The organism is Arthrobacter sp. Y3221087 (assembly GCF_059089905.1).
On the sequence record NZ_JBNHFE010000001.1, the window covers coordinates 1,034,419 to 1,060,328 of the forward strand.

General features: G+C 68.0%; 20 protein-coding genes. 14 read left to right on the forward strand and 6 right to left on the reverse strand.

The window, feature by feature from the left end; genetic code table 11:
* Nucleotides 1-21: 21 nt before the first annotated feature.
* Complete coding sequence (locus AC5RUO_RS04975) at nucleotides 22-888, reverse strand: M15 family metallopeptidase (RefSeq protein ID WP_494102949.1); 867 nt, start codon at nucleotides 886-888, stop codon at nucleotides 22-24.
* A 5-nt stretch (nucleotides 889-893) separates the two neighbouring features.
* The gene (coaA, locus tag AC5RUO_RS04980) at nucleotides 894-1,889 is read right to left on the reverse strand and encodes a type I pantothenate kinase (RefSeq protein WP_494008894.1); all 996 of its coding nucleotides are present in this window, start codon (nucleotides 1,887-1,889) and stop codon (nucleotides 894-896) included.
* A 108-nt stretch (nucleotides 1,890-1,997) separates the two neighbouring features.
* Here coaA and glmS point away from each other — a divergent pair, with 108 nt between their 5' ends.
* The 8 genes from glmS to AC5RUO_RS05020 all read left to right on the forward strand — a co-directional run bounded on the left by glmS (nucleotide 1,998) and on the right by AC5RUO_RS05020 (nucleotide 14,659).
* Complete coding sequence (glmS, locus tag AC5RUO_RS04985; RefSeq protein ID WP_494102950.1) at nucleotides 1,998-3,890, forward strand: glutamine--fructose-6-phosphate transaminase (isomerizing); 1,893 nt, start codon at nucleotides 1,998-2,000, stop codon at nucleotides 3,888-3,890.
* 4 nt (nucleotides 3,891-3,894) lie between these two features.
* On the forward strand, nucleotides 3,895-4,242 hold the full coding sequence (locus AC5RUO_RS04990) for a holo-ACP synthase (protein WP_479771618.1): 348 nt from the start codon (nucleotides 3,895-3,897) through the stop codon (nucleotides 4,240-4,242).
* Between the two features lie 30 nt (nucleotides 4,243-4,272).
* Nucleotides 4,273-5,865 carry an NAD(P)H-hydrate dehydratase gene (locus tag AC5RUO_RS04995; RefSeq protein ID WP_494102951.1) on the forward strand — a complete coding sequence of 531 codons (1,593 nt, stop codon included), beginning with the start codon at nucleotides 4,273-4,275 and terminating at the stop codon, nucleotides 5,863-5,865.
* 64 nt (nucleotides 5,866-5,929) lie between these two features.
* Nucleotides 5,930-8,185, forward strand: a complete 2,256-nt coding sequence (gene glgX / locus AC5RUO_RS05000) for a glycogen debranching protein GlgX (RefSeq protein ID WP_494102952.1) — start codon at nucleotides 5,930-5,932, stop codon at nucleotides 8,183-8,185.
* A complete protein-coding gene (gene treY / locus AC5RUO_RS05005; protein ID WP_494102953.1) occupies nucleotides 8,182-10,512 on the forward strand; it encodes a malto-oligosyltrehalose synthase in 2,331 nt (776 codons plus the stop codon). The genes glgX and treY overlap by 4 nt, the downstream gene beginning before the upstream one ends.
* On the forward strand, nucleotides 10,509-12,278 hold the full coding sequence (treZ, locus tag AC5RUO_RS05010) for a malto-oligosyltrehalose trehalohydrolase (RefSeq protein WP_494102954.1): 1,770 nt from the start codon (nucleotides 10,509-10,511) through the stop codon (nucleotides 12,276-12,278). The genes treY and treZ overlap by 4 nt, the downstream gene beginning before the upstream one ends.
* Nucleotides 12,279-12,380: 102 nt before the next feature.
* Entirely contained in the window at nucleotides 12,381-13,424 is a 1,044-nt protein-coding gene (mgrA, locus tag AC5RUO_RS05015) for an L-glyceraldehyde 3-phosphate reductase (RefSeq protein WP_494008888.1), read from the forward strand.
* Between the two features lie 149 nt (nucleotides 13,425-13,573).
* Nucleotides 13,574-14,659 (forward strand): inositol-3-phosphate synthase, encoded by a 1,086-nt coding sequence (locus tag AC5RUO_RS05020; RefSeq protein ID WP_494008887.1) that lies wholly within the window; start codon nucleotides 13,574-13,576, stop codon nucleotides 14,657-14,659.
* A 206-nt stretch (nucleotides 14,660-14,865) separates the two neighbouring features.
* Here AC5RUO_RS05020 and AC5RUO_RS05025 read toward each other — a convergent pair whose 3' ends face one another.
* The 4 genes from AC5RUO_RS05025 to AC5RUO_RS05040 all read right to left on the reverse strand — a co-directional run bounded on the left by AC5RUO_RS05025 (nucleotide 14,866) and on the right by AC5RUO_RS05040 (nucleotide 20,500).
* The gene (locus tag AC5RUO_RS05025; RefSeq protein WP_494008886.1) at nucleotides 14,866-15,825 is read right to left on the reverse strand and encodes a DUF559 domain-containing protein; all 960 of its coding nucleotides are present in this window, start codon (nucleotides 15,823-15,825) and stop codon (nucleotides 14,866-14,868) included.
* 153 nt (nucleotides 15,826-15,978) lie between these two features.
* Nucleotides 15,979-17,655 carry a formate--tetrahydrofolate ligase gene (locus tag AC5RUO_RS05030; RefSeq protein ID WP_494102955.1) on the reverse strand — a complete coding sequence of 559 codons (1,677 nt, stop codon included), beginning with the start codon at nucleotides 17,653-17,655 and terminating at the stop codon, nucleotides 15,979-15,981.
* Between the two features lie 75 nt (nucleotides 17,656-17,730).
* Nucleotides 17,731-18,996, reverse strand: coding sequence for a D-inositol-3-phosphate glycosyltransferase (mshA, locus tag AC5RUO_RS05035; protein WP_494102956.1), 1,266 nt, complete (start codon nucleotides 18,994-18,996; stop codon nucleotides 17,731-17,733).
* A 97-nt stretch (nucleotides 18,997-19,093) separates the two neighbouring features.
* Nucleotides 19,094-20,500, reverse strand: a complete 1,407-nt coding sequence (locus tag AC5RUO_RS05040) for a family 4 glycosyl hydrolase (RefSeq protein WP_494102957.1) — start codon at nucleotides 20,498-20,500, stop codon at nucleotides 19,094-19,096.
* A gap of 93 nt (nucleotides 20,501-20,593) precedes the next feature.
* Here AC5RUO_RS05040 and AC5RUO_RS05045 point away from each other — a divergent pair, with 93 nt between their 5' ends.
* From AC5RUO_RS05045 to tsaD, 6 genes are all read left to right on the forward strand, one after another.
* The gene (locus AC5RUO_RS05045) at nucleotides 20,594-21,685 is read left to right on the forward strand and encodes a carbohydrate kinase family protein (RefSeq protein WP_494008882.1); all 1,092 of its coding nucleotides are present in this window, start codon (nucleotides 20,594-20,596) and stop codon (nucleotides 21,683-21,685) included.
* Between the two features lie 110 nt (nucleotides 21,686-21,795).
* Entirely contained in the window at nucleotides 21,796-23,031 is a 1,236-nt protein-coding gene (alr, locus tag AC5RUO_RS05050; protein WP_494102958.1) for an alanine racemase, read from the forward strand.
* Complete coding sequence (gene tsaE / locus AC5RUO_RS05055) at nucleotides 23,028-23,612, forward strand: tRNA (adenosine(37)-N6)-threonylcarbamoyltransferase complex ATPase subunit type 1 TsaE (RefSeq protein WP_494102959.1); 585 nt, start codon at nucleotides 23,028-23,030, stop codon at nucleotides 23,610-23,612. The genes alr and tsaE overlap by 4 nt, the downstream gene beginning before the upstream one ends.
* Complete coding sequence (tsaB, locus tag AC5RUO_RS05060) at nucleotides 23,612-24,283, forward strand: tRNA (adenosine(37)-N6)-threonylcarbamoyltransferase complex dimerization subunit type 1 TsaB (RefSeq protein ID WP_494102960.1); 672 nt, start codon at nucleotides 23,612-23,614, stop codon at nucleotides 24,281-24,283. The genes tsaE and tsaB overlap by 1 nt, the downstream gene beginning before the upstream one ends.
* Before the next feature lie 29 nt (nucleotides 24,284-24,312).
* Nucleotides 24,313-24,771 carry a ribosomal protein S18-alanine N-acetyltransferase gene (rimI, locus tag AC5RUO_RS05065; protein WP_494051348.1) on the forward strand — a complete coding sequence of 153 codons (459 nt, stop codon included), beginning with the start codon at nucleotides 24,313-24,315 and terminating at the stop codon, nucleotides 24,769-24,771.
* A complete protein-coding gene (gene tsaD / locus AC5RUO_RS05070; protein WP_494102961.1) occupies nucleotides 24,768-25,856 on the forward strand; it encodes a tRNA (adenosine(37)-N6)-threonylcarbamoyltransferase complex transferase subunit TsaD in 1,089 nt (362 codons plus the stop codon). Before rimI ends, tsaD begins: the two co-directional genes overlap by 4 nt.
* Nucleotides 25,857-25,910 lie beyond the last annotated feature (54 nt).

The following is a 25,910-nucleotide window of genomic DNA, read 5'->3' on the forward strand; positions in this document are numbered from 1 at the left end:
CTTCCACGGTAATACATGGATCTACAGGTACCCCGGCGCCGCCTCCACGCCGAAGTACTCCTCCAGCGTGAAGATGCCCCGGGCCGCCATGTCTGTGGCCGCCTCCACGCCGATGTACCGCAGGTGCCACGGCTCGTAGTAGTACCCCGTGATGGGGTGGAACATCCACGGGTACCGCACCACGAACCCGAACCGGTGCCCGTTCGCCTTCGCCCACACCGCCGCGGGCTGGTCCCTGAAGCACGGCTGGAACCCGCAGGCTCCGTTGCCGTCGGCAATGTCGAACGCCCACCCGGTCTGGTGCTCCGAATAGCCCGGGCGCGCGCTGGCGGTGTCGGCGTCGGCCTGGCCCCGCGCCGCCACATAGCTGCCGTATGTGGCCACCTGGGTGGCATACGACCGGTAGCCGCTCGCCAGCACCATCGAGACGCCGTCCCGCCCGGCCGCCGCGAACATCGCCTCGGCCGCTGCCGCCGTCGTGCTGTTCAGCAGGGCAGCCTCCCCGGACGCGGTCATCGCGACGGCGGGGCGCACCAGGTCCGCCGGCGCGTACGCCGCCGGCACCAGCGGCCGGCGCTTGTTGACGATCACCCACGGGCTCGCCGGGTCCGTCAGGGAGAACTGCCGCGGCAGCACGGCGGATGGCGACGGCGAAGGGGCGGCTTCAGGAGCTGCGGGAGGCGCCGCGGCGGCCTCCGCCGTCGGGGTGGCCAAGGCGGTGGAAGCAACGGGGGAGGGGGACGTCAAAGGAGGGGCCGACGACGGCGCGGCCGCCGGGGGTGCCTCCGGCGTGCAGGCCGTCAGGACAGTCAGTCCGGCGCCAGCCGCCAGGAAGAGGGCAAAGTTTCGGCGGCTGGAAAGGGGTGAGCCGGAGCAGTCGTGGCACACGTGTGCTACACCTTCCGCAGCAGCATGCGTCGGACCGTGTGGTCAGCCTCTTTGGTGAGCACCAGCTGCGCCCGGCCGCGGGTGGGCAGGACGTTCTCCTCAAGGTTGGGCTCGTTGATGCGCTTCCAGATCTCCCGGGCGGTGGTCTCCGCTTCCTCGTCGGACAGGCTGGCGTAGCGATGGAAGTAGGATTCCGGCTGGGCGAACGCCGTGCTCCGCAGTTTCCGGAACCGGTCCACGTACCACTCCTCGATGTAGGACGTTTTGGCATCCACATAAATGGAGAAGTCAAAGAAGTCGCTCAGCGCCAGGCCCTGCCGGCCGTCGTGCCGGGGCCGCGCGGGGGCCAGCACGTTCAGGCCCTCCACAATCAGGACGTCCGGCCGGCGGACCACCACTTCCTTGCCCGGAACAATGTCGTACGTGACATGCGAGTACCAGGGCGCGCGGACCTCCTCGGCCCCGCCCTTGATCTCGCTTACGAAACGGAGGAGCGCCCGCCGGTCGTAGGACTCCGGAAAGCCCTTGCGGTCTAGCAGCTGGCGGCGCTTGAGCTCAGCCAGGGGATAGAGGAAACCGTCAGTGGTGATCAACTCCACGTTGGGCGTGCCCGGCCAGCGGCGCAGCATCTCGCGGAGCACGCGGGCGATAGTGGACTTCCCCACAGCCACGGAGCCGGCAACGCCGATCACGAACGGGGTGCGCTGGGTCTGCTCGCCCAGGAAGGTGGTGGTGGCCGCATGCAGCTGGCCCGCCGCCTCAACGTACAGGTGCAGCAGCCGCGACAGGGGCAGGAAGACCTCCCGGATCTCCGTCATGTCCAGGGGATCGCCCAGGCCGCGCAGACGGACAATATCCTCCTCGTTAAGAGGCTGTTCCATCTGTGCTGCCAGCCTGGACCAGGTCTGCCGGTCCAGCTCCACGAACGGGGAGACACCCTCTCCATTCGCCTCGTTGCGTTGCAAAGTCACGCTAGTGATTCTGCCCCGCCCCCGGCGCATAGCGAAATGCGGGCACCCGTGCGGGCGCTGCCCGCCTGCAACATATAAGTCCTCCGAGGCTTGGCCTCGCGTTTAAAGCTACGGCTCCCAGCCGATAGTCTTTAGCGTATGTGTGGAATCGTGGGATATGTGGGTCGTCCGGTTGACGGGGTAATTGCCGGTCACAGTGCGTTGGATGTTGTCCTGGAGGGGCTGCGCCGCCTGGAGTACCGGGGCTACGACTCCGCCGGGGTGGCGGTGGTGTCCAAGGGCAGCATTGAGGCGCGGAAGAAGTCCGGGAAGCTGAGCAACCTGGTGGCCGAGCTGGAGGCCCGGCCGCTGCCGGAGACCGTGACCGGGATCGGCCACACCCGGTGGGCGACGCACGGCGGCCCGACGGATAGGAACGCGCATCCGCACCTGGCCGACGGCGGCAGGCTCGCCGTGATCCACAACGGCATCATCGAGAACTTCGCCGAGTTGAAGCTGGAGCTGCTGGACAAGGGCGTGGAGTTCCTCTCCGAGACGGACACCGAGGTGGCTGCCGCGCTGCTGGCGGACATTTTCCGGAACAAGCTGGGCGGGGACACGTCCGACGGCGGCCTGACCCGGGCCATGGAGCTGGCCTGCCAGCGCCTTGAGGGCGCGTTCACCCTTCTGGCGGTGCACGCTGACCAGCCCGATGTGGTGGTGGCGGCGCGCCGCAACTCACCTTTGGTGGTCGGTTTGGGCGAGGGGGAGAACTTCCTGGGCTCTGACGTGTCCGGGTTCATTGACTACACCCGCCGGGCGGTGGAGCTGGGCCAGGACCAGATTGTCACCATCACCGCGGACACGGTGGAGATCACGGACTTTTTCGGCAACCCGGCAGCGGGCAAGGAATACCACGTGGACTGGGACCCGGCCTCGGCTGAAAAGGGCGGCTTCAGCTCCTTCATGGAGAAGGAAATTCATGACCAGCCCGACGCCGTGGCGCAGACCCTGCTGGGCCGGTCTGACATCAACGGCAAGCTGACCCTGGACGAGCTGCGGATCGATGTTGAACGCCTGAAGCAGGTGAACAAGATCATCGTGCTGGCCTGCGGTACCGCGGCCTACGCGGGCACGGTGGCGAAGTACGCCATCGAGAACTGGTGCCGGATCCCCACCGAGGTGGAGCTTGCGCACGAGTTCCGCTACCGCGACCCGATCCTGGACGCAAATACCCTGGTGGTGTCCATCAGCCAGTCGGGCGAGACCATGGACACCCTGATGGCTGTCCGCTACGCCCGGGAACAGGGCGCCAAGACCATCTCCATCTGCAACACCAACGGTTCCACCATCCCGCGCGAGTCCGACGCCGTGCTGTACACGCACGCCGGCCCGGAGATCGCGGTGGCCTCCACCAAGGCGTTCCTGGCCCAGATCACGGCCGCGTACCTGCTGGGCTTGTACCTGGCCCAGCTGCGCGGCAACATCTTCTCCGGCCAGATCAAGGACGTCCTCGCGGACCTGAACAAGATCCCCGCGAAGATCCAGAAAATCCTGGATAACGCCGGACCGCTGCGCGAACTTGCCCGGAGCATGGCGGATGAGAAGTCCGTGCTGTTCCTGGGCCGGCACGTGGGCTACCCGGTGGCGCTTGAGGGTGCGCTGAAGCTGAAGGAAATCGCGTACATCCACGCCGAGGGCTTCGCCGCCGGTGAGCTCAAGCACGGCCCCATCGCCCTGATCGACGAGGGCCAGCCGGTGTTCGTGGTGGTCCCGTCCCCGCGCGGCCGCGACTCGCTGCACGCCAAGGTGGTCTCCAACATCCAGGAAGTCCGCGCACGCGGCGCCCGCACCCTGGTCATCGCCGAGGAAGGCGACGAGGCGGTCAAGGCCTACGCAGAGCACGTCTTCTACGTCCCCGAGACGCCCACCCTGCTGATGCCGCTGCTGACCACCGTCCCGCTGCAGATCTTCGCCGCGGAACTCGCCGCGGCCAAGGGCTACGACGTGGACCAGCCCCGCAACCTGGCCAAGAGCGTCACCGTAGAGTAGTGCCATGATCGTAGGCATTGGGGTAGACGTCGTTGACATTGATCGGTTCGGCCGGCAGCTGGAGCGCACACCGGGTCTTCGGGACCGTTTGTTCGTCCCCGCAGAGCGGGAACTGAACATCCGGTCCCTGGCCGCCCGGTTCGCCGCCAAGGAAGCCGTGGCCAAGGTCCTGGGTGCGCCCGCCGGCATGAACTGGCAGGACTGCTGGATCGGCCTGGACCACAACGGGCCCACCGTCCAGGTCAAAGGCACCGTGCTGGCCGTGGCCGAGGCCAAGGGCGTCAAGCGCTGGCACCTTTCCATCAGCCACGACGGCGGGATAGCCACCGCCACTGTCCTGGCCGAGGGCTGATCCTGCCCCGGCCCGGCCCCAGGTGACCGGATGATCAGCGCCTTCACCGGAACGCAGGTCCGGGCCGCCGAGGAACCCCTCCTCGCGGCCGGACTGGGCGACGTCCTGATGCAGCGCGCCGCCCACGGGCTGGCCAACGCCGTCATCATCGAACTCCGTACCCGCGGCCGCCGCATTTACGGCGCGCGCCTCGTAGTGCTGGCCGGCAAGGGCAACAACGGCGGTGACGGGCTCTACGCCGCTTCCTTCCTCGCCGCCCGCGGGATGCGTACGACGGCGGTCCTCACCTCGGGTGCGGGCCACCCGCAGGCTCTGGCTGCCTTTGAGCGCGCTGGCGGACGCGCCCATGACATCGACGGGGCGGCACCCGGCGAGCTGGCGGCCGAAGCCGCACGGGCCGACGTCGTGATTGACGCGATCCTGGGAACGGGAGCCCAGGGTGGGCTGCGGGGGAGTGCGGCCGCATTCGTCAAGGCCATAACCGGGGCCCGCCGGCAGGCCGGGCACGGATTCGTGGTGGCCTGCGACCTGCCCAGCGGGGTGGACGCCGATACCGGCGCGGCGGTGGAACCCGTCCTGGCGGCCGACGTCACCGTGACCTTCGGGGCCGCCAAGAGCGGGCTGCTGGCCGACCCCGGTGCGGACTATGCCGGCCGGGTCCACGTGGTGCCCATCGGCATCGAGGACAACTTTCCCCGCCCGTCCGTACGCAGGCTGGAAGCGCAGGACATCGCTGAACTCCTGCCGGAGCCCGACCGCCGCGCCCACAAATACTCGCGCGGCGTCCTGGGTGTGGTGGCGGGATCCACAACCTACCCGGGGGCCGCCGTCCTGGCCTGTCGTGGCGCGCTTGCCGCAGGCGTGGGCATGGTGCGGTACCTGGGCCCGCCGGAGGTGGCGGACCTGGTGCGCCAGTCCTGCCCGGAAGTGGTGTGCAGCACCGGCTCCGTGGCCGACAACCGGGTGCAGGCGTGGCTGGTGGGTTCCGGGATGGGCCCGGATGACCATGACCAGCTGGCGCGGGCCCGGGACGCCGTTGACTCCGGGCTCCCCGCGGTGGCCGACGCCGGCGCCCTGCCGGCCCTTCCCGAAAGGCTTGCCCCGCACGTGGTCCTCACGCCGCACGCCGGCGAGCTCGCCACGCTGCTGCAGCGCCTGGGCGGGCCCGAAGACCGTGCCGCCGTGGAAGGGGCGACGATGGACGCGGTCCGCCGCGCGGCCGCACGGACCGGTGCCACGGTCCTGCTGAAAGGCGCCACCACCCTGGTGGCCGCACCTTCGGGCGACGTCTACAGCCAGGCGGACGGCACACCGTGGCTCGCCACCGCCGGCAGCGGCGACGTCCTGGCCGGCATCATCGGTGCGCTGCTCGCCCAGGCGAATGCCGGCGTCGAACGCTTGAATGGGCTCTCCGCTGACGAGGACGGCCGGTGGGCCACCTTTGCCGCGCTGGGAGCGGCGCTGCACGGCAAGGCCGGGAGGGCGGCGTCGGACGCCAATTCGGGAGGTCCGATCACTGCTGGCGTAATCGCCAGCGCGATTCCCGGCGTCTGGGGTAAAGTCAGCATGCTTAGCAATCCGGGTGGCCCGAAACGTAATAGTCACAGCCACCCGCTACGGTAGGCATAGTTCGCACCGGCAGCTGGGGGCGGTTCTGGACCGCTGCCGACCAACGATGAGGAGCATTATGGAAGTCTGGCCTGGATCGGCTTATCCGCTTGGCGCCACCTACAACGGCACCGGCACCAACTTCGCCCTGTTCAGCGAACGAGCAGAAAAAGTGGAACTGTGCCTCTTTGACGATGACGGCAAGGAAACCCGCATCGCGCTGGACGAAGTGGACGGCTACGTGTGGCACTGCTACATCCCGCAGATCCAGCCCGGCCAGAAGTACGGCTACCGCGTGCACGGGACCTACGATCCCGCCTCGGGCAACCGGTTCAACCCGAACAAGCTCCTGCTGGACCCCTACGCCAAGGCCATCCACGGCCAGATCGACTGGGATCCCGCGCTGTTCACCTACAACATGGGCGAGCCCGACTCCGTCAACGACGCTGACTCAGCCAAGCACATGATGATGGGCGTCGTCATTAACCCGTTCTTTGACTGGGAGGGCGACCAGCAGTTGCGCATCCCCTACCACCAGTCCGTCATCTACGAGGCCCACGTCAAGGGCCTCACCCAGCTACACCCGGACGTGCCCGAGGAACAGCGTGGAACCTACGCCGGCGTGGCGCATCCCGCCGTCATCGCCCACTTGCAGAAGCTCGGCGTCACCGCCATCGAGCTCATGCCCGTGCACCAGTTCGTTAATGACGGAACCCTTGAGGACAAGGGCCTGAACAACTACTGGGGCTACAACACAATCGGCTTCTTCGCGCCCCAGAACACCTACAGCTCCACGGGCGATACCGGCATGCAGGTCCAGGACTTCAAGGCCATGGTCCGCTCATTGCACAAGGCGGGCATCGAAGTCATCCTTGACGTGGTCTACAACCACACCGCCGAAGGCAACCACCTGGGCCCCACGCTGTCCTTCAAGGGCATCGACAACGCCGCCTACTACCGGCTGATGGAGGGCGACGAAAAGCACTACATGGACTACACGGGCACCGGCAATTCCCTGAACGTCCGGCACCCGCACTCGCTGCAGCTCATCATGGACTCGCTGCGCTACTGGGTCACCGAAATGCACGTGGACGGCTTCCGCTTCGACCTCGCCTCCACGCTGGCCCGTGAATTCTATGACGTGGACAAGCTGTCCACCTTCTTCGAACTCATCCAGCAGGATCCGGTAGTTTCCCAGGTCAAGCTCATTGCCGAGCCGTGGGACGTCGGCCCCGGCGGCTACCAGGTGGGCAACTTCCCGCCGCAGTGGACCGAATGGAACGGCAAGTACCGCGACACCGTCCGCGACTTCTGGCGCGGCGAGCCCGCCACCTTGGGTGAGTTCGCCTCCCGCATCACCGGCTCGGCGGATCTCTACGAGCACTCCGGCCGCCGTCCCGTGGCCTCGATCAACTTCGTCACCGCACACGACGGCTTCACCCTGGCGGACCTGGTGTCCTACAACGAGAAGCACAACGAGGCCAACGGCGAGGGCAACAACGACGGCGAGTCCCACAACCGGTCCTGGAACTGCGGTGCCGAAGGTCCCACGGACGATCCAAAGGTGCTGGCGCTCCGGGCCCGCCAGCAGCGTAACTTCATCGCCTCGCTGCTCCTGTCCCAGGGCGTGCCCATGCTCCTGCACGGTGACGAGTTGGGCCGCACCCAGCAAGGCAATAACAATGGGTACTGCCAGGACTCCGAATTGACGTGGATCAACTGGGACAGCATCGACCAGCCGCTGATCGAGTTCACCGCCGCCGTCAATGCGCTCCGCGCCAAGCATCCCACGTTCCGCCGCAGCCGGTTCTTCGACGGACGGCCCGTCCTACGGGGAGAAGGCGAACGGCTGCCGGACATCGTATGGCTGGACCCGTCCGGCGAGACGATGAAACCCGAAGCCTGGGACAGCGGGTTCGGCCGCTCAGTGGGCGTCTTCCTGAACGGGGACGGCATCCAGGGCAAGGACACCCGGGGTCGCAGGATCACCGATGTGAGCTTCCTGATGTTCTTCAATGCCCACGATGACACCGTCAAGTTCACGCTGCCTTCAGACGAGTACGCACCGGCCTGGGACGTCATCATTGACACTGCCGGGCAGAACGCCGACACTGAACCGGTTTCCGCCGGACAGCCGTTGCCGGTTGAGGCCAAGTCCCTGGTGGTCTTGCGCGCCCACACTGTTGAGGAAGTCGAGCCGGACCACTCCGTTGCAGCTTCGCTGGCCGCGCTCACGCAGACGTCCAGCAGCGAGACGGAGACCATCAGCACCCCCGTGGTGGCGGAACCCGGAAAGACCACCAAGGTGGGGGAGCGGAAGGCTGGGAAAAAGTGAGGGCACCCGCATCCACGTACCGGCTGCAGATCCGCAGCAGTTTCACGCTGTTTGATGCCGCCGAACAGGTTCCGTACCTGAAATCGCTGGGTGTGGACTGGGTATACCTCTCACCCATCCTCACCGCGGAGCAGGGCTCGGACCACGGCTACGACGTGACCGACCCCTCCGCCGTCGACCCCGCCCGCGGCGGCCCGGAAGGACTGCTGGCGCTGTCCAAGGCAGCCCGCGAGCACGGCATGGGCGTCCTGGTGGACATCGTCCCCAACCACGTTGGGGTTGCCTCACCGCCGCAGAACCCTTGGTGGTGGTCGCTGCTCCGGGAGGGCCGCGGCTCGCCCTACGCCGAAGCCTTCGACGTCGACTGGGACCTCGGCGGCGGCAAGATCCGGCTGCCCATGCTGGGCTCGGATGAGGACCTGGACAAGCTGGAAGTGGTGGACGGCGAGCTCCGTTACTACGACCACCGCTTCCCGGCGGCTCCGGGCACCTACACGGAGGGTGACTCCCCGCAGGACGTCCACAGCCGCCAGCACTACGAGCTCATGGGGTGGCGCCGCGCCGATGCCGAGCTCAACTACCGCCGCTTCTTTGCCGTCACCACGCTGGCGGGCATCCGGGTGGAGGACCCCAAGGTCTTCGAGGAAGCCCATGCCGAGGTGGGTCGCTGGTTCCGTGAGGGACTGGTGGACGGACTCCGGGTAGACCACCCGGACGGTCTGGCCGATCCGGCAGGGTACCTCCGCTGGCTGAAGGACCTCACGGGCGGGGCCTATGTCCTGGTGGAAAAGATCCTGGAGCCGGGCGAGGTCCTGCCCGGCGACTTCGCCTGCGAGGGAACCACCGGCTACGACGCCCTGGCGGACGTGGACCGCGTGTTCGTGGACCCGGCCGGCCAGGCTGCCCTGGACTCACTGGACGCTGATCTGCGCGGGACGTCCGGGCCGGCGGACTATGCGGAGATGATCCGCGGCACCAAACGCATGATCGCGGACGGCATCCTGCGGTCCGAGGTGCTGCGCCTGGCCCGCCTGGTGCCGGAATCCTACGGGCTGCCGCTGGACCAGGCGGCGGATGCCATCGCCGAGATTATCGCCTCCTTCCCGGTCTACCGCACCTACCTGCCCACCGGCGCCGAGGTCCTCAAGGAAGCGTGCGAGTCCGCGGCCGAACACCGGCCGGACCTCGCCGTTGCCGTGGGAACCCTCCTGCCGCTGCTGCTGGACCCCTCCAACCCGATTGCGGTCCGGTTCCAGCAGACCTCCGGCATGGTGATGGCCAAGGGCGTGGAGGACACTGCGTTCTACCGCTACACCCGGCTGGGAACCCTTACCGAGGTTGGTGCCGAACCCACTGAATTCGCGGTCACACCCGACGAGTTCCACCACCGGATGCGCCGCCGGCAGGAGGACCTGCCGCTGTCCATGACCACCATGTCCACCCACGACACCAAGCGCAGCGAGGACGCCCGGGCCAGGATCTCCGTGATCGCCGAACTCCCGCAGGAGTGGACCGCCACGCTGAAGACCCTTCGGGAGCTGGCGCCGGTTCCGGACGGCCCGTACGAGAACCTGCTGTGGCAGGCCGTCGTCGGGGCGTGGCCCGCCAGCCGGGAACGGCTCGAGGGCTATGCGTCGAAGGCCGCCCGCGAGGCTGGCAACTCCACCAAGTGGACGGAGCCCAACGAGGACTTCGAGTCCGCAGTGAAGGCTGCGGTGGACGCCGCGTTCGACAACCCCCGGGTCAACAAGGCCGTGGAGGAGTTCGTGGCACGGATTGACGCCTATGCCGCCTCCAACTCAGTGTCGGCCAAACTGGTCCAGCTCACCATGCCGGGTGTGCCGGACGTCTACCAGGGCAGCGAGTTCTGGGAACGGTCCTTGACGGACCCGGACAACCGTCGGCCGGTGGACTTTGCACTCCGGGCCGCCGAGCTGGAGAGGCTCGACGCCGGGACGTTGCCGGACGCCGGGACGGAAACCAGCAAGCTCCTGGCCACGTCGCGGGCACTCCGCCTGCGCCGGGACCGGCCGGAACTGTTCCAGGGCTACACCCCGGTTGCTGCTTCCGGCGCCGCGGCCGGCCACCTGCTGGCGTTTTTCCGCGGCACCTCGGAAACATCGCCCGGTGCGGTGACGCTGGCCACCCGGCTGCCCGCGGGACTGGAAGCCGGCGGCGGCTGGCGGGACACCGCCGTCGAACTCCCCGCGCCTATGCGTGACGAACTGACCGGTGCCGCCTTCGGGCCGGGACCCGTTTTGGTGGCGGATGTCCTGGGTACCTACCCGGTGGCTTTGCTGGTTCCGGTGGATGGAGAGAACGCATGACCCTCGTCAATGACGGTCCTGAACGCTTCGATGTGTGGGCGCCGGATGCCGCGTCAGTGGTCCTGCTGGCTGATGGCCGGCAGTATCCGATGCAGAAGAAGGAGACAGCGCCCGGCTCGGAAGGCTGGTGGACCGCCCCCAGCGCCCCAGCGCAGGGCGACGTGGACTACGGCTACCTGCTGGACGGGGATAGCAAGCCCCTGCCCGACCCCCGGTCCCGCCGGCTTCCGTCGGGCGTCCACGAACTGTCCAGAACGTTCGACCCCGCCGCATACCCCTGGCAGGACTCCGGCTGGCGCGGCAAGGGACTGTTGGGCTCGGTGATCTACGAACTCCACGTTGGCACCTTCACGCCTGCCGGGACCCTGGACGCCGCGGCGGAAAAGCTGGACTACCTGGCCGGACTGGGCATCGACTACGTGGAACTGCTGCCCGTCAACGGATTCAACGGAACCCACAACTGGGGCTACGACGGTGTCCAGTGGTACACCGTCCATGAGGGCTACGGCGGGCCGGCCGCATACCAGCGGTTCGTCGAGGCCGCCCATGCCGCCGGGGTCGGCGTCATCCAGGACGTGGTCTACAACCACCTCGGACCCAGCGGCAACTACCTGCCCAAGTTCGGCCCCTACCTCAAGCAGGGGGACGCGAACACGTGGGGCGACTCCCTGAACCTGGACGGTGCCGGCTCCGACGTGGTGCGCGAATACATCCTGGACAACGCTGCCCTGTGGCTGCGGGACTACCACGTGGACGGGCTCCGCCTGGATGCCGTGCACGCCTTCCGGGACGAGCGCGCCGTGCACCTCCTGGAGGACCTTGGTGCCTTGGGTGATGCCGTGGCCGCGGAAACGGGGCTCCCCAAGACGCTCATCGCGGAATCGGACCTGAACAATCCGCGCCTGCTCTACCCGCGGGATGCCAACGGCTACGGGCTGGCTGGGCAGTGGAGCGACGATTTCCACCATGCGGTCCACGTCAACGTCAGCGGCGAAACCACCGGGTACTACTCCGACTTCGACTCCCTCGCCGTGCTCGCCAAGGTGCTGAAGGACGGGTTCCTGCATGACGGAAGCTACTCCAGCTTCCGCGGACGGCACCACGGCCGGCCCATCAACACCGCACTGGTGCACCCTGCGGGGCTGGTGGTCTGCAACCAGAACCACGACCAGATCGGCAACCGGGCCACGGGGGACAGGCTCTCGCAGTCGCTGTCCTACGGGCAGCTCGCCGTGGCTGCGGTGCTTACGCTCACGTCGCCGTTCACCCCCATGCTGTTCATGGGGGAGGAATGGGGTGCCTCCACGCCGTGGCAGTTCTTCACGTCGCACCCCGAACCCGAGCTCGGTAAGGCCACCGCGGAAGGGCGCATCAAGGAGTTTGAGCGCATGGGGTGGGATCCCGCCGTCGTGCCCGATCCCCAGGACCCGGAAACCTTCCGCCGGTCCAAGCTGGACTGGGACGAGGCCGCCAGCGGCGACCACGCGCGGCTGCTGGACCTGTACCGGCAGCTGACCGCGCTGCGCCGCCAGCACACCGAGCTGGCCGGGCTGGGGTTCACCCAAACGGACGTGACGTTCGACGACGACGAGCGCTGGCTGCGGTTCCGCCGAGGCAGCGTCGAGGTGCTGATCAACTTCTCGGACGCAAAAACACGGCTGGACGGGGCCTCCGGCTCCGTGCTGCTGGCCACGGACGAGGGAACCGGCCTGGAGGGCGAGTCCCTTGCCCTGGCGCCGTGGAGCGCAGCAATCCTCAAGTCCTGACTGTTGGACTGAAGCGGCGCCGCGGGCAGGCATTTGTCAGCCCGCGGCGTAACTTTCCATCGTTGTCCTGTTACCGGGATCACAGCTGGCAGGATGGAACGTATGACTTTTTCTGCAGCGGGGGACCGCTACGATTCCATGCCCTACCGCCGCGTCGGCCGCAGCGGCCTGAAGCTTCCGGCAATCTCGCTGGGTCTGTGGCACAACTTCGGCGACGACAAGCGCTTTGACGAACAGCGCGCCATTCTCCGCCGCGCGTTCGACCTCGGCGTGAACCACTTCGACCTCGCCAACAACTACGGTCCGCCGGACGGCTCGGCCGAGACCAACTTCGGCCGGCACCTGCAGGACGACTTCAAGCCCTACCGTGACGAGCTGGTCATCTCCACCAAGGCCGGGTACTACATGTGGCCCGGACCCTACGGAGAGTGGGGTTCGCGCAAGTACCTCATCTCCAGCCTGGACCAGTCCCTGCAGCGGATGGGCCTGGACTACGTGGACATCTTCTACAGCCACCGGCCCGATCCGGAGACCCCGCTGGAGGAAACCATGGGGGCCCTGGACTACGCCGTCCGCTCCGGCAAGGCCCTCTACGCCGGCATCTCCTCCTACACCCCGGAGCAGACCGTCGAGGCGGCCCGGATCCTGAAGGAACTGGGTACGCCGCTGCTGATCCACCAGCCCAGCTACTCCATGCTCAACCGCTGGACCGAGGACGGTTCGCCCAACCTGTACGAGGTCCTCGACCAGGTGGGCGCCGGGTCCATCGCTTTCTCGCCCCTGGCGCAGGGAATGTTGACCAACCGGTACCTCAACGGCATTCCCGCCGACTCCCGCGCCGCCAAGGCCCGCTTCCTGTCCGAGGACGCCATCACGGACGAGAAGCTGGACCGGATCCGCGGGCTCCACGCCATCGCCGAGGGCCGTGGACAGTCCCTGGCGCAGATGGCCATCGCCTGGATCCTGCGCGACCAGCCCAAGGGCTCCCCGGTGACGTCCGCGCTCATCGGCGCCTCCAGCGTCCGCCAGCTGGAAGACTCGCTGGCCGCCATCAACAACCTGGACTTCACGTCGGAGGAACTGACGGCGATCGACGAATTCGCCGTCGAATCCGACATCAATCTCTGGAAGCAGCCTGTTTCCTGATTGTTAAAGCGCGGGGCGGGGAACAATGCCCCGTCCCGCGCTGTTGGGTAGTATGAAAAGGCGCCGCGCGGCGCCGTACCAGCCGGCCGCCGTCGCAATCCTCCCCGACGCACCCCGGCCGGCTGACGTTTTGTCCTCAAAGGAGTTCCGTGTCTTCACATCCGATCCGTGTTGCCATCGTCGGCGTAGGCAACTGCGCCGCTTCGCTGGTCCAGGGCGTCCAGTACTACAAGGATGCCGACCCCAACAGCACCATCCCGGGCCTGATGCACGTTGAGTTCGGCCAGTACCACGTGGGTGATGTTGAATTCGTCGCCGCGTTCGACGTCGACGGCAAGAAGGTCGGCCACGACCTGGCCGACGCCATCCTGGCCAGCGAAAACAACACCATCAAGATCGCCGACGTGCCGCCCACCGGCGTGACCGTCCAGCGCGGCCACACCCTGGACGGGCTGGGCAGGTACTACCTCGAGACCATCGAGGAGTCCACCGAAGAACCCGTTGACGTGGTCCAGGCCCTCAAGGACGCCAAGGTTGACGTTATGGTCTGCTACCTTCCCGTCGGCTCCCAGGATGCTGCCGAGTTCTACGCCCAGGCTGCCATTGACGCCGGCGTTGCCTTCGTCAACGCCCTGCCCGTCTTCATCGCCGGCACCAAGGAGTGGGCCGACAAGTTCACCGCAGCCGGTGTGCCCATCGTTGGTGACGACATCAAGAGCCAGATCGGCGCCACCATCACGCACCGCGTCATGGCCAAGCTGTTCGAGGACCGCGGCGTCACCCTGGACCGCACGTACCAGCTGAACGTCGGCGGCAACATGGACTTCAAGAACATGCTGGAACGCGACCGCCTGGAGTCCAAGAAGATCTCCAAGACCCAGGCCGTCACGTCCAACGTCGAGGCAGAGCTGGCAGCGAAGGACGTCCACATCGGCCCGTCCGACTACGTCCAGTGGCTCGACGACCGCAAGTGGGCCTTCGTCCGCCTCGAGGGCCGCAACTTCGGTGACGCCCCCGTCTCGCTGGAGTACAAGCTGGAGGTCTGGGACTCGCCCAACTCCGCCGGCGTGATCATCGACGCCATCCGCGCCGCCAAGATCGGCCTGGACCGCGGCGTCGGCGGCCCGCTGCTGTCCGCCTCGAGCTACTTCATGAAGTCCCCGCCGGAGCAGTTCAACGACGACCTTGCCCGCGAGAAGGTGGAAGCCTTCATCCGCGGCGACCTGGAGCGCTAACCCCCGGTTCGCTCTCGCACCTTCCGGGTGTTTTCCCGCAACGCTCTTCCACTTCCTGTGGGGGAGCGTTGCGCGTTAACGGCGGTGGACGTGGCGTGAGGTGGTGAGCGGCGTAGTCGTACTGTCCCTGACCGACGCTCTCTCACTTATTCCGGCTTTTGGATTCACGCTCTCTCACTCCATGCATCTGCTAGCCCGGCGCTCTTTCAGACCGCGTTCGCGAAACCGGACGCGACGGCGTGATCCTTGGGTGCGGCCCGCAGAAGTTGCCTGATCCTGAAGACTGAGCGTTCGAATCCATTGGTGAGATCATCCTTGTCGAGTATCAGGACCGTCCAGCCGGCAGACTCGAACGCTTTGTCCCGGCGCCTGTCGCTGAGGCCTTGTGCCTGGCCAAGGTGATGTTCGCCGTCGTACTGAATGGCGATTCGGCTTTGGCGGTATCCAAGATCTGCTGTTGGGGACGTGGGGTCGGTAGCGCGCAAGGAGAGTTGAAGCTCGGGTTCAGGGAGATTGAAGTCGGCCATTGCAAGACGCAGCAGGGTTTCAGGTGCGGAATCGGCGCCAACCCGCATCAGATCAAGCGCTTCCCGTGCACGAACCACACCTTGAAGGTTCGGATGGCGGGCAACCAACGTCCGCAGCCCGTCCAGGGAGTCAAAAGGCTCCGACCGATCCTCAAATTGCGGGCGCGGAATCCGGATCAGCTGATCTCCCATACATACCAGTTCGGTAAGTGAGAGCCGCCGCGCCATGTCCAACCATGTGCGTGAGCGCGTGCTGATGCAGAATCCGTCTGTTTGTTCCACCTCGTCCTCCCACGCGGTTACCGTGTGGCCGATTACGCCTTTCCGCCGTACGGACGGAAGTGCTCGAGGCTTGCTCAAGTGCAGTTCGGTCGAATCCCCCAGCGAAGATGGAAGCAGCTGGCAATGCAGGCGGGCGGCGGTTAAATGCGAAATCCAAGCTCCGGGCGACGCGGCGGAAAGCGCCCGTGCAGCTGACTCCAGCTCGAAACTCCAGCCCACGGGACGGTAAAGCCCTCGCCCCACGCCAATTATGTCCCTGCGCCTGAGCCGGTTTGCAGATACGCCGGACGCCTTGGCTGCATCCAAAGTGAACGGTGCGGCCGCCAACGGCACCGGGAGCTCTTCTGTTGATCGCATGCTGCACATTCTGGCCCGTGCGATCTGTCCGCTGCAGAAGTTTTCCACAGGCGGGTCCCCCTCCTGCGGGATGTGAGAGAGCGTGTGGGTGAGGGGTGCGGGATGTGAGAGAGCGTGTGGGTGAGGGGTGCGGGATGTGAGAGAGCGTCGGGGTTAGGTGAGGCCGACCGGGTTGCCGGCGTCGTCCACGTCCATGCGCAGGGCTGCGGGGACGGCGGGGAGGCCCGGCATGGTCATCACCGCGCCGGTGAGCGCCACAATGAAGCCCGCGCCGGTCTTGGGCAGCAGGTCCCGCACGTGGATGGTGAAACCCTTGGGGGCGCCGAGCCGGGAGGCGTCGTCCGTGAAGGAGTACTGGGTCTTGGCCATGCACACCGGCAGCCCGGACCAGCCGTTCCGCCCGATGTCGGCCAGCCGCTTCAGCGCCGGCACGGAAAAGTCCACGCCGTCCGCCCCGTAAATCTCCTGCGCAATGGTCCGGATCTTGTCCTCCACAGACAGCTCCAGCGGGTACAGGTGCCGGAAATTGTTGGGCGCTGCCACCAGCTGAGCCACCTTGGCTGCAAGCTCGTCCCCGCCGTCCCCTCCGCCGCCGCGCCCCCACACATCCGCCACCGCAGCATGCACTCCCTCCGCCGCGCACCATGACAGCAGCCAGTCCAGTTCCTCCTGTGAATCGAGGCCGAATTTGTTGATGGCCACAACGGGAGTAACGCCGAACTTCTCCACGTTCCGCAGATGCCGGCGCAGGTTGGGCACCCCGGCTTCGAGCGCTGCGAGGTCCGGGCGGGTCAGCTGGTCCTTGGCCATCCCGCCCTGCATCTTCAGGGCCCGCACCGTGGCCACCACCACGACGGCGGAAGGCGCCAGGCCGCCAGTGCGGGCCTTGATGTCCATGAACTTCTCCGCGCCAAGGTCGGCGCCGAAGCCGGCCTCGGTCACCACGATGTCCGCCAGCCGCCGTGCCGTCTGGGTGGCGATCAGAGAGTTGCAGCCGTGGGCGATGTTGGCGAACGGGCCGCCGTGGACCAGGGCGGGGGTGCCGGCGATGGTCTGCACCAGGTTGGGCTTTACGGCCTCCTTCAGGAGCAACGTGAGTACACCCTGCACGCCGAGATCGGCCACGGTCACCGGAGAGCGGTCGAAGGTGTAGCCGAACGTGATCCGGCCCAGGCGCTCGCGGAGGTCGGCGAGGTCCGCGGCCAGGCAGAAGACGGCCATGATTTCGGACGCCACGGTGATGTCGAAACCGTCCTGCCGGGGAACCCCCTGGGAGGGCCCGCCGAGTCCGATCACCACTTCCCGCAGAGCCCGGTCGTTCATGTCCAGGACCCGTTTGAACGTCATGCGTCGGGGATCGATGTTCAAGGCGTTGCCCTGGAAGATGTGGTTGTCCACCAGCGCCATCAGGGCATTGTTGGCGGAGGTGATCGCGTGGAAGTCGCCGGTGAAGTGCAGGTTGATCTCGTCCATGGGCAGGACCTGGGACAGCCCGCCGCCGGTGGCACCGCCCTTCATGCCCAGGACGGGGCCCAATGACGGCTCGCGGAGGGCGATCATCACCTTGTGCCCGGCCCGGGCCAACGAGTCGGCGAGGCCAACGGTGGTGGTGGATTTCCCTTCACCCGCGGGCGTGGGGGACATGGCCGAGACCAGCACCACCTTCCCCGCCGGCGGCGGGGCGTCCAGCCGGGCGGGGTCGATCTTCGCCTTGAACCGGCCGTAGAGCTCCACCGCGTCGGCGTTGATCCCCGCGGCAGCGGCGATCTCCGGAATCGGCCGGATCCGCGCGGCCCGGGCTATCTCAAGGTCGGAGGGGAAGCGAGACATCGTCGTCCTTTCCTGTGCGTCACAGGTAACGTACCCCGGGAACGCCGGCCCAAGCCCCGGCCGCGCCGGGGTCCCTCAGGATGCCGGAACGGCCGGCACCAGCCGGTGCCCCACGTGATGCTCGACGGCGGCGTGGTAGCTTTCGAGCGTGATGGCGGCGGTGCGGGACCAACCGGAGTTCTGGGCACGGATGGCGGCGGCCCGCCCCATGTCCTCCCTGGTGGCGGGGTCGTCGTACAGGGCTTCCAGGGCGTCGGCCCAATCCGCGGCGTGGTGCCCGTCAACCAGCAGCCCGGTGCGGCCATGGAAGATCGCCCGTGAAAGCCCGCCCACCCGGGTGGCCACCACCGGTGTGCCGCAGGCCTGGGCTTCCAGCGCCACCAGTCCGAAGGATTCGCTGAAGGACGGCATCACCACAACGTCCGCCGCGCGGAACCACTCCGCAAGCTCCGCTGCCTTGACTGGCGGAAGCTGCCTGACGACGTCGTCTATTCCGGCCTCGGAAATCCACCGGCGCAGGTTGAACTCCTTGTTGCCGCTCAGCGACCCCAGGATGGTGAGCCGCAGGTCGATGTCCGGGCGCCGGCGCCGCAGCAGGGCGGCAGCATCGACCAGTACATGGGGGCCTTTGAGCCGCTGGATACGGCCGGCAAACAGCAGGTGGAACGCGCCGGGACCGACGCCCCGGTTAGCCCGGGAACGGGCCCGGAACGCCGGGGTGAAGGTGCCCAGGTCCACGCCAGGCGGGGCGATATCGATCCGGTCGTACGTGGCGCCGTAGTGGGACACCAGTTCGGCGGCCTCTGAACTGGTATTCGCGATCAGCCGCGCCGCGCCGTCCACAATCCGGTGCTCGCCCAGTTCGCGCCGCCGCGGCTCGGGCTGCTCGCCGGACTCCAGCAACAGGTTCTTCACTTTGGCCATGGTGTGCATGGTGTGGACCAGCGGAACGCCCCACAGCTCGGACAGCTCCAGGCCCGCGATCCCGGACACCCAGTAGTGGGAGTGGATGACGTCGTACCGTCCGTGCGGCTGCCGGCGTCGGATCTGTTCGATCTCGGCCACCATGCTGTGCAGGAGCCCGGGAAGTTCCTCCTTGGGGATCTTCCGGGGCGGCCCGACCAGGACGTTGTGCACACAGACACCGGGATCGGGATGCTCGACGGCGGGCTGGCCGGCGGAGGTGGCGCGGGTGAAGATCTCCACCTCAACGCCCGCTTCGGCGAGGGCGGAGGCAAGTTCACGGATATAAACGTTCATGCCGCCGGCGTCACCGGACCCCGGCTGCTCCATGGGGGAGGTGTGGAGGGAGAGTAAAGCGACCCTGCGGATCAATGCCACGGGACCTCCTTCCGGCCGCCGGCTCGTAATGTGCGCGCCGGATCAGTGGGCGTTCGATAAAACACTACTCCTTACCCTTAACGCCCGCCGTTGTGTGTCAGCCGCCGCCCCCGCCCCACAATTTCCGCAGCTCCGGAAAGGCGTGTTCGTACCCGGTGAGCAGGTCCGCAGCCAGGTCCGGCGAATCCACCAGGGGATGCCGGGTAAACGCCGCCAGGGCCGCGTCCCGGTTGCCCTCCGTTACGGCCAGGACCGTGAGCCGTTCCACCTCCTTGACCCGGCGGAGCAGCTCCAGCTGCTCTTTTTCCGGTTGCGCCTGTAGCAGCGGCAGCGCGCCGTCGGGTGTCACCGTGCAGGGAAGTTCGACGACGGCGTCCGCCGGCAGCCCGGGAATGGCGGCCCGGGCAGCGGGTGCTTCAGCCGCGGCACCCCTGGACGCGGCGGGCAGGGAGTTGCGCGTGTTCAGGATCAGCTGGGTGTCCCCGGCCCCGGACAGGGCGCGCATGGCCGCCAGCGCAACCCGCTCATAGCCGCCGCCGGCCAGGTCACCTTCGTCCCGCTGTTCGCCGCTGGCCCGGGCCTCGGCCAGGTAACCCTCCTCGCGGGAACGGCGCGCCTCTTCCCACAGCCGGTAAGCGTCAGCGCCGGCGGCAGCCAGCCGCGGATACAGCTCCTGCTGCTGCCGGTGGATGGACTCCCCGCGCGTGCTGGGCATGGCCCGCATCGCCTGCCGCGCGGCGTCCAGCCGGTAATAGTAGTAGAGGTACTCGTTGGGAAGCGCGCCCAGCCCTGCCAAGAAGGGCTGCGGAAAAAGCCGGCCCTCCTCGAAGGACTGCAGCGCCTGTGGATCAGCGAGCAGGTTCGGCAGGACGTCGTGGCCGCCGGACTCCAGCCGGTACAGCCAGCCCAGGTGGTTCAGCCCGTAGTAGCCCACGCCGTCGAGCCGGCCGTCCGGCAGCGCCACTCCCGCAGCCCGCGCCGCCCGCTGCACCAGGCCGCCTGCCGAATCGCAGATGCCGATAACCCTGGAACCGAGCACCGGAACCATGGCCTCGGTGACCATGCCGGCCGGGTTGGTGAAATTGACCAGCCAGGCATCCGGACTGTATTCCTTCATCTGCCGGGCCAGTTGGAGCATGTGCGGAATGGTCCGCAGAGCGTAGGAAATACCGCCCGCGCCCGTAGTCTCCTGCCCCAGCAGCCCGAGGTCCTGGGCCACCTTCTCATCAGCGATCCGGCCCGCGGTGCCGCCCGGCCGGACGGCCGCAAACACCATCTGCGTGCCCGCCAGCGCGTCCGGAAGCGACGCAGTGGCACGGACCGGAGGGGCTGCACCCGGGCCGGCGGGCATGCTGCGCAGGACGGCGGTGACGGCGGCCAGGCGGGAGGGGTCGACGTCGTATAGAACCAGGTCGGTGACCAGCCCGGCGAAACGGCCGGAAGCCAGCGCCCGGTAGATCAGCGGCACCCGGAAACCGCCGCCGCCGGCAATGAGGAGCCGCATACCCAGCAGTCTAGGCCTGCGCCCTCCCGCATAACCGCACAAAGCGGGGGCATCTACTACCGGATGTCGGTGGCAGGGCGTATCGTGCCGGGCATGGACGCCATCCCTGCCCGCCCCTTCGACCCCCTGGCTGCGGTCCGCTCGCCCGACGAGCCGGGGTTCGACGTCCTCCTGGCGGGGACCGTCTTCCAGGACATCATCTTCACCGGGCTGCCCCACGGCCCGGAACCGGGCACCGAAATCTGGAGCGACGGCATGGGCAGCTGCCCCGGCGGCGTCGCCAACCAGGCCATCGCCGCAGCCCGCCTGGGGCTCCGGACAGGCCTCGCGGCGGCGTTCGGCGACGACGGCTACGGGGACTTCAACTGGAAGATCCTCTCCAGCCAGGAACATGTGGACCTCAGCCTGTCCAGGCGCGTCCCCGGCTGGCACTCGCCGGTGACGGTCTCGCTGTGCGTGGAGAAGGACCGGTCCATGGTGACGCACGGCCACGCCGCCCCGGTGACGTCCTCCGAACTGATCGGCACACCGCCGCCCGCGCTCGCCGGAATCGCGGAGGTGGGCGTGGAGGTGGAGCCCTGGGCCAAGGCGGCCCACCAGGCGGGAGTCAAGCTGTTCGGCGACGTCGGCTGGGACCCCACCGGGGAGTGGGCGCCGGTCCGGCTGGAGAACCTGCAGTATTTCCACGCGTTCCTGCCCAACCAGCGCGAGGCCATGGCCTTTACCGGCAAGGACGATCCGTGGACGGCGCTGTACGCACTGGCTGACCGGGTTCCGGTGGCCGTGGTGACGCTCGGCCCGCAGGGTGCCATGGCGGTGGATTCGGAAACCGGGGAGGAGGAGTGGGTGCCAGCCCTTCCCGTCAAGGCCTTCGATCCCACCGGCGCAGGTGACTGTTTCGACGCCGCGTTCATTGTGGGCAGCCTGGCCGGCTGGCCACTGGGGAACAGGCTGCGGTTCGCGAACCTGTGCGCCTCGCTCGCGGTGCAGGAAGTGGGCGGCTCGCTCGCCGCCCCGGGCTGGGGCGACATCGCCGACTGGTGGAAGCGCGCCAACGCGCGGCCCGAGCGGCAAATGAGCCAGTGGCTTCGCCGCTTTGGGTTCCTCGCGGAGATCATCCAGGACGTCCCGCTCGCCGCCCAGCGGAGGGCCTCGGCCACCATCGCCCACCTCTCGGACGCTTAGCCCCGACGGCGGCGAACCGGCAGGCGCCCCGGCGCACCAGCCGGTTCCGGGAAACCCGCGCGCACCGCCGTGATTATTCGGCCGGAACCGCCCGCACTAGAATCACTAAGGTGACTTACCCCGCAACAACCGGTGAATTCAGCGGTGCCCCCGGCCCGGACCCGCGCCACGAGCGGTCCGCCGTGATCGACCTGGACGCCATCCGCCACAACGTCCGCCGGCTCGCAGCCGCCGCCTCCCCGGCGAAGGTCATGGCCGTCGTGAAAGCCGATGCCTACGGACATGGCGCCGTTCCCGTGGCCCGCGCAGCCATCGAAGCGGGTGCCTCCTGGCTGGGCGTGGCCCACATCTCCGAGGCCCTGGCGCTGCGGGCCGCCGGTATTGAGGCCCCGCTGCTCGCCTGGCTGCACACGGTGGACAGCAACTTCGGCGCTGCGGTGGCCGCCGGCGTGGATATCGGGTGCTCCGGCTGGGAACTGGACCGCATTGTGGCGGCCGCCCGGGAGCAGGAACGCCCGGCCCGGGTGCACCTGAAAGTCGATACCGGCCTGGGCCGCAACGGCGCCACGCTCGAGACCTGGGACCAGCTGGTGGGCGAGGCCATGGAATACCAGGACCAGGGCCTGCTGCGGGTGGTGGGCATCTTCTCCCACCTGGCCGTGGCCGATGAACCGGACCGGCCCGAAACGGACCAGCAGCTGGCGGCATTCCGCGAGGCCCTGGCTGTTGCCGAGGACGCCGGGGTGGACCCCGAGGTCCGCCACCTGGCCAACACCCCCGCCACGCTTTCCCGGCCGGACACCCACTTCGACCTGGTCCGCGCCGGCCTGGGCATTTACGGGCTCTCACCCTTCGACGGCCAGACTTCCGCGGAACTCGGGCTGCGGCCGGCCATGACATTCCGGACCCTGGTGTCCCAGTGCAAGGAAGTGCCGGACGGACAGGGCGTCTCCTACGGCCTCCGCTACCACACCACCGGCCGCAGCACCCTGGCCCTGATCCCCGTGGGCTACGCCGACGGCATCCCCCGCATCGCCACCGGCGGCCCCGTCCGCGTGGCCGGCAGGACCTACCCGGTGGTGGGCAGGATCGCCATGGACCAGATGGTGATCGACCTTGGCGATACGGGTCCCGCCGGTGCCGCGCTGCTGGGTGCGGAAGCCGAACTGTTCGGCAGCGGCGACGACGGCGGCCCTACCGCCGATGACTGGGCCCGCGCCGCCGGGACCATCAACTATGAGATCGTGACCAGGATCAGCCCCCGGGTTCCGCGCCGCTTCATCAACGAACGGGACACGTCCGGGGGCCGGCACGCGGCCGCCCTGCAGACCGGGGGAGCCGCGTGACCGCCGTCGAACAGGGCACACTGCCAAATTGGGAAAAGACCTTCACCGCGGCGACGGCGGACCAGACCCATGCGCTGGGCGCCCGGCTTGCCGGGCTGCTGGAGGCCGGGGACTTGCTGGTGCTCTCCGGCGAGCTGGGTGCCGGCAAGACCACCTTCACGCAGGGCCTGGGGGAGGGGCTGGGCGTCCGCGCCGGCATCATCTCGCCCACGTTCGTCCTGGTCCGTATCCACCCCAACCTGCCCGAAGGCCCACGGCCCGGCGGCCCGGACCTGGTCCACGTGGACGCCTACCGCCTCGGCTCGGCCGCGGAGATCGACGACATCGACCTGGAAAACACCATGGATTCGTCCGTGACGGTGGTGGAGTGGGGCCACGACCGGGTGGAGCACCTGAGCGAAAGCCGGCTGGAAATCGACCTGCACCGCGCTATCGGGCTGGCTGCCCCCGGGCCCTCCGCCGCGGGGGGCCTCGACTTCGACACTGACGACACGGACGAGCCGCGCACCATCGTCATGCGCGGATACGGCCCGCGCTGGCCGGCCCCGCCCGGGCTGGGCACCGCCGAAGGGAACAACTGATGCTGATCCTTGCGATCGATACCTCCGCCGTGGCCAGCGCCGCGCTCGTCTCCGATGACGCGCTGGAGGGCGTGGTGGCCAGCTTCTCCACGGAGGACACCCGCAGCCACGCCGAGGTGCTGGCGCCGGGGATCGAGGACATGCTTGCCACAGCCGGCGTCAGCGGGCAGGACATCGACGCCCTGGTGGTGGGTGTGGGGCCCGGCCCTTTTACCGGCCTCAGGTCCGGAATCGCGACAGCACGCACCCTCGCCTTCGTCTGGGGCAAACCGCTGCACGGGCTGATGAGCCTGGACGCCGTGGCCCTGGAGGTGGCGGAATCCACCGCGGCCCCGGCCGAATTCCTGGTGGTGACGGACGCCCGCCGCAAGGAGGTCTACTGGGCCCGCTACACCCTGGCTGAAGGGCAGTTGCCCCGGCTCGAGGACGGGCCGCACGTGAACTTCGCCGCAGATTTGCCGGACCTGCCGGCATTTGGGGCGGGAGCGGGCCTCTATGCAGACACCCTGCAGGCGGACCCGGACTTCGCGCAGGAACAGCCCGACGCCCTGTACCTGGGCCAGTTCGCGCTGGCCCGTCTGGCCGCCGGCAACGGCCTCCTGGACTCCACGCCGCTGTACCTCCGCGAGTCCGATGCGCAGATGCCCGGACCCAGGAAGAGGGCCCTGTGAACGAAGTCTTAAACGTCACCGTGCGCGACATGACCCTCGACGACGTGCCGGCCGTGAATGCTCTGGAACAGCAGCTCTTCCCCGTGGATGCGTGGCCGCTGCAGATGTTCCTGGACGAACTGGCCCAGCCGGAGACCCGGCGGTATTTCGTGGCCGAAAGCGAAGAGGGCATCGTGGGCTACGCCGGGCTCATGTGCATTGAACCCATCGCGGACGTCCAGACCATCGCCGTCGTTCCCGGCTATGAGGGACGGGGCATCGGCAGCACGCTGCTGACCGGCCTCATTGACGAGGCACGCCGCCGGAACGCGGCGGACGTCCTCCTGGAGGTGCGGGCCGATAACCCCCGCGCGCAGCGGCTGTACCTGCGCTTCGGATTCGAGCAGATCCACATCCGCCCCCGCTACTACCGCGACGGCGTCGACGCCCTGATCATGCGGCTCCAGCTCACCGGCGACGCGGAAACACACGAAGGAAACCAGCCATGAACCGCACCCAGCCACTGGTCCTGGGCATTGAGTCGTCCTGCGACGAGACCGGCGTCGGCGTGGTCCGGGGGACCACCCTCCTGACCAACACCGTATCCTCGTCGATGGACGAGCACGTCCGCTTCGGCGGCGTCATCCCCGAAATCGCCTCCCGGGCGCACCTGGACGCCTTCGTTCCCACGCTGGAGCAGGCGTTGTCCGACGCCGGGGTCACCCTGGACGAGGTGGACGCCATCGCCGTCACCTCCGGACCCGGACTTGCCGGCGCCCTGATGGTAGGGGTCTGCGCCGCCAAAGCCCTGGCCGTGGCCACCGGCAAACCGCTGTATGCCATCAACCACCTGGTGGCGCACGTGGGCGTCGGGCTGCTGGACGGCAAAGACGGCAAGGCGCCGCAACTGCCAGAAAACCTTGGCGCGCTGCTGGTGTCCGGCGGGCACACGGAGATCCTGAGAATCAACAGCATCACCGATGACGTGGTCCTGCTTGGCTCCACCATCGACGATGCCGCGGGGGAGGCCTACGACAAGGTGGCCCGCATCCTGGGCCTGGGCTATCCTGGCGGCCCCGTCATCGACAAGGTGGCCCGCACCGGTAACCCCAAGGCGATCCGTTTCCCCCGGGGCCTCAGCCAGCCAAAGTACATGGGCACCGCCGAAGAGCCGGGCCCGCACCGCTACGACTGGTCCTTCAGCGGATTGAAGACCGCCGTGGCCCGCTGCGTTGAGCAGTTCGAAGCCCGCGGCGAGGAGATCCCGGTGGCGGACATCGCCGCCGCGTTCCAGGAAGCCGTGGTGGACATCATCTCGTCCAAGGCCGTGCTGGCCTGCCGGGAACACGGCATCAAGGACGTCCTGCTGGGCGGCGGGGTGGCGGCAAACACACGGCTCCGGGAGCTGACCGGCCAGCGCTGTGCGTCGGCCGGCATCAGGCTCCACGTGCCGCCGCTGGATCTCTGCACGGACAACGGGGCCATGGTGGCCGCCCTCGGCGCGCAGCTGGTGATGGCAGGCATTGCCCCCAGCGGAATCGGCTTCGCCCCGGACTCGTCCCTGCCGGTGACCTCGGTGTCCCTCCCGGCCTGACCGCGGTCGGCCCGGCGAACCGTCGCGGGGCACTTTGGGGGTCTCGCCGTCGGA

Bases quoted from the DNA above. Each gene is read 5' to 3' on its own strand.
- AC5RUO_RS05025 (WP_494008886.1), bottom strand. From the start codon at position 15,825: ATGCGATCAACAGAAGAGCTCCCGGTGCCGTTGGCGGCCGCACCGTTC.
- glmS (WP_494102950.1), top strand. From the start codon at position 1,998: ATGTGTGGAATCGTGGGATATGTGGGTCGTCCGGTTGACGGGGTAATT.
- mgrA (WP_494008888.1), top strand. From the start codon at position 12,381: ATGACTTTTTCTGCAGCGGGGGACCGCTACGATTCCATGCCCTACCGC.
- glgX (WP_494102952.1), top strand. From the start codon at position 5,930: ATGGAAGTCTGGCCTGGATCGGCTTATCCGCTTGGCGCCACCTACAAC.
- rimI (WP_494051348.1), top strand. From the start codon at position 24,313: ATGACCCTCGACGACGTGCCGGCCGTGAATGCTCTGGAACAGCAGCTC.
- AC5RUO_RS04990 (WP_479771618.1), top strand. From the start codon at position 3,895: ATGATCGTAGGCATTGGGGTAGACGTCGTTGACATTGATCGGTTCGGC.
- tsaB (WP_494102960.1), top strand. From the start codon at position 23,612: ATGCTGATCCTTGCGATCGATACCTCCGCCGTGGCCAGCGCCGCGCTC.
- AC5RUO_RS05030 (WP_494102955.1), bottom strand. From the start codon at position 17,655: ATGTCTCGCTTCCCCTCCGACCTTGAGATAGCCCGGGCCGCGCGGATC.
- AC5RUO_RS05045 (WP_494008882.1), top strand. From the start codon at position 20,594: ATGGACGCCATCCCTGCCCGCCCCTTCGACCCCCTGGCTGCGGTCCGC.
- tsaD (WP_494102961.1), top strand. From the start codon at position 24,768: ATGAACCGCACCCAGCCACTGGTCCTGGGCATTGAGTCGTCCTGCGAC.
- AC5RUO_RS05040 (WP_494102957.1), bottom strand. From the start codon at position 20,500: ATGCGGCTCCTCATTGCCGGCGGCGGCGGTTTCCGGGTGCCGCTGATC.
- coaA (WP_494008894.1), bottom strand. From the start codon at position 1,889: ATGCGCCGGGGGCGGGGCAGAATCACTAGCGTGACTTTGCAACGCAAC.
- treZ (WP_494102954.1), top strand. From the start codon at position 10,509: ATGACCCTCGTCAATGACGGTCCTGAACGCTTCGATGTGTGGGCGCCG.
- AC5RUO_RS04995 (WP_494102951.1), top strand. From the start codon at position 4,273: ATGATCAGCGCCTTCACCGGAACGCAGGTCCGGGCCGCCGAGGAACCC.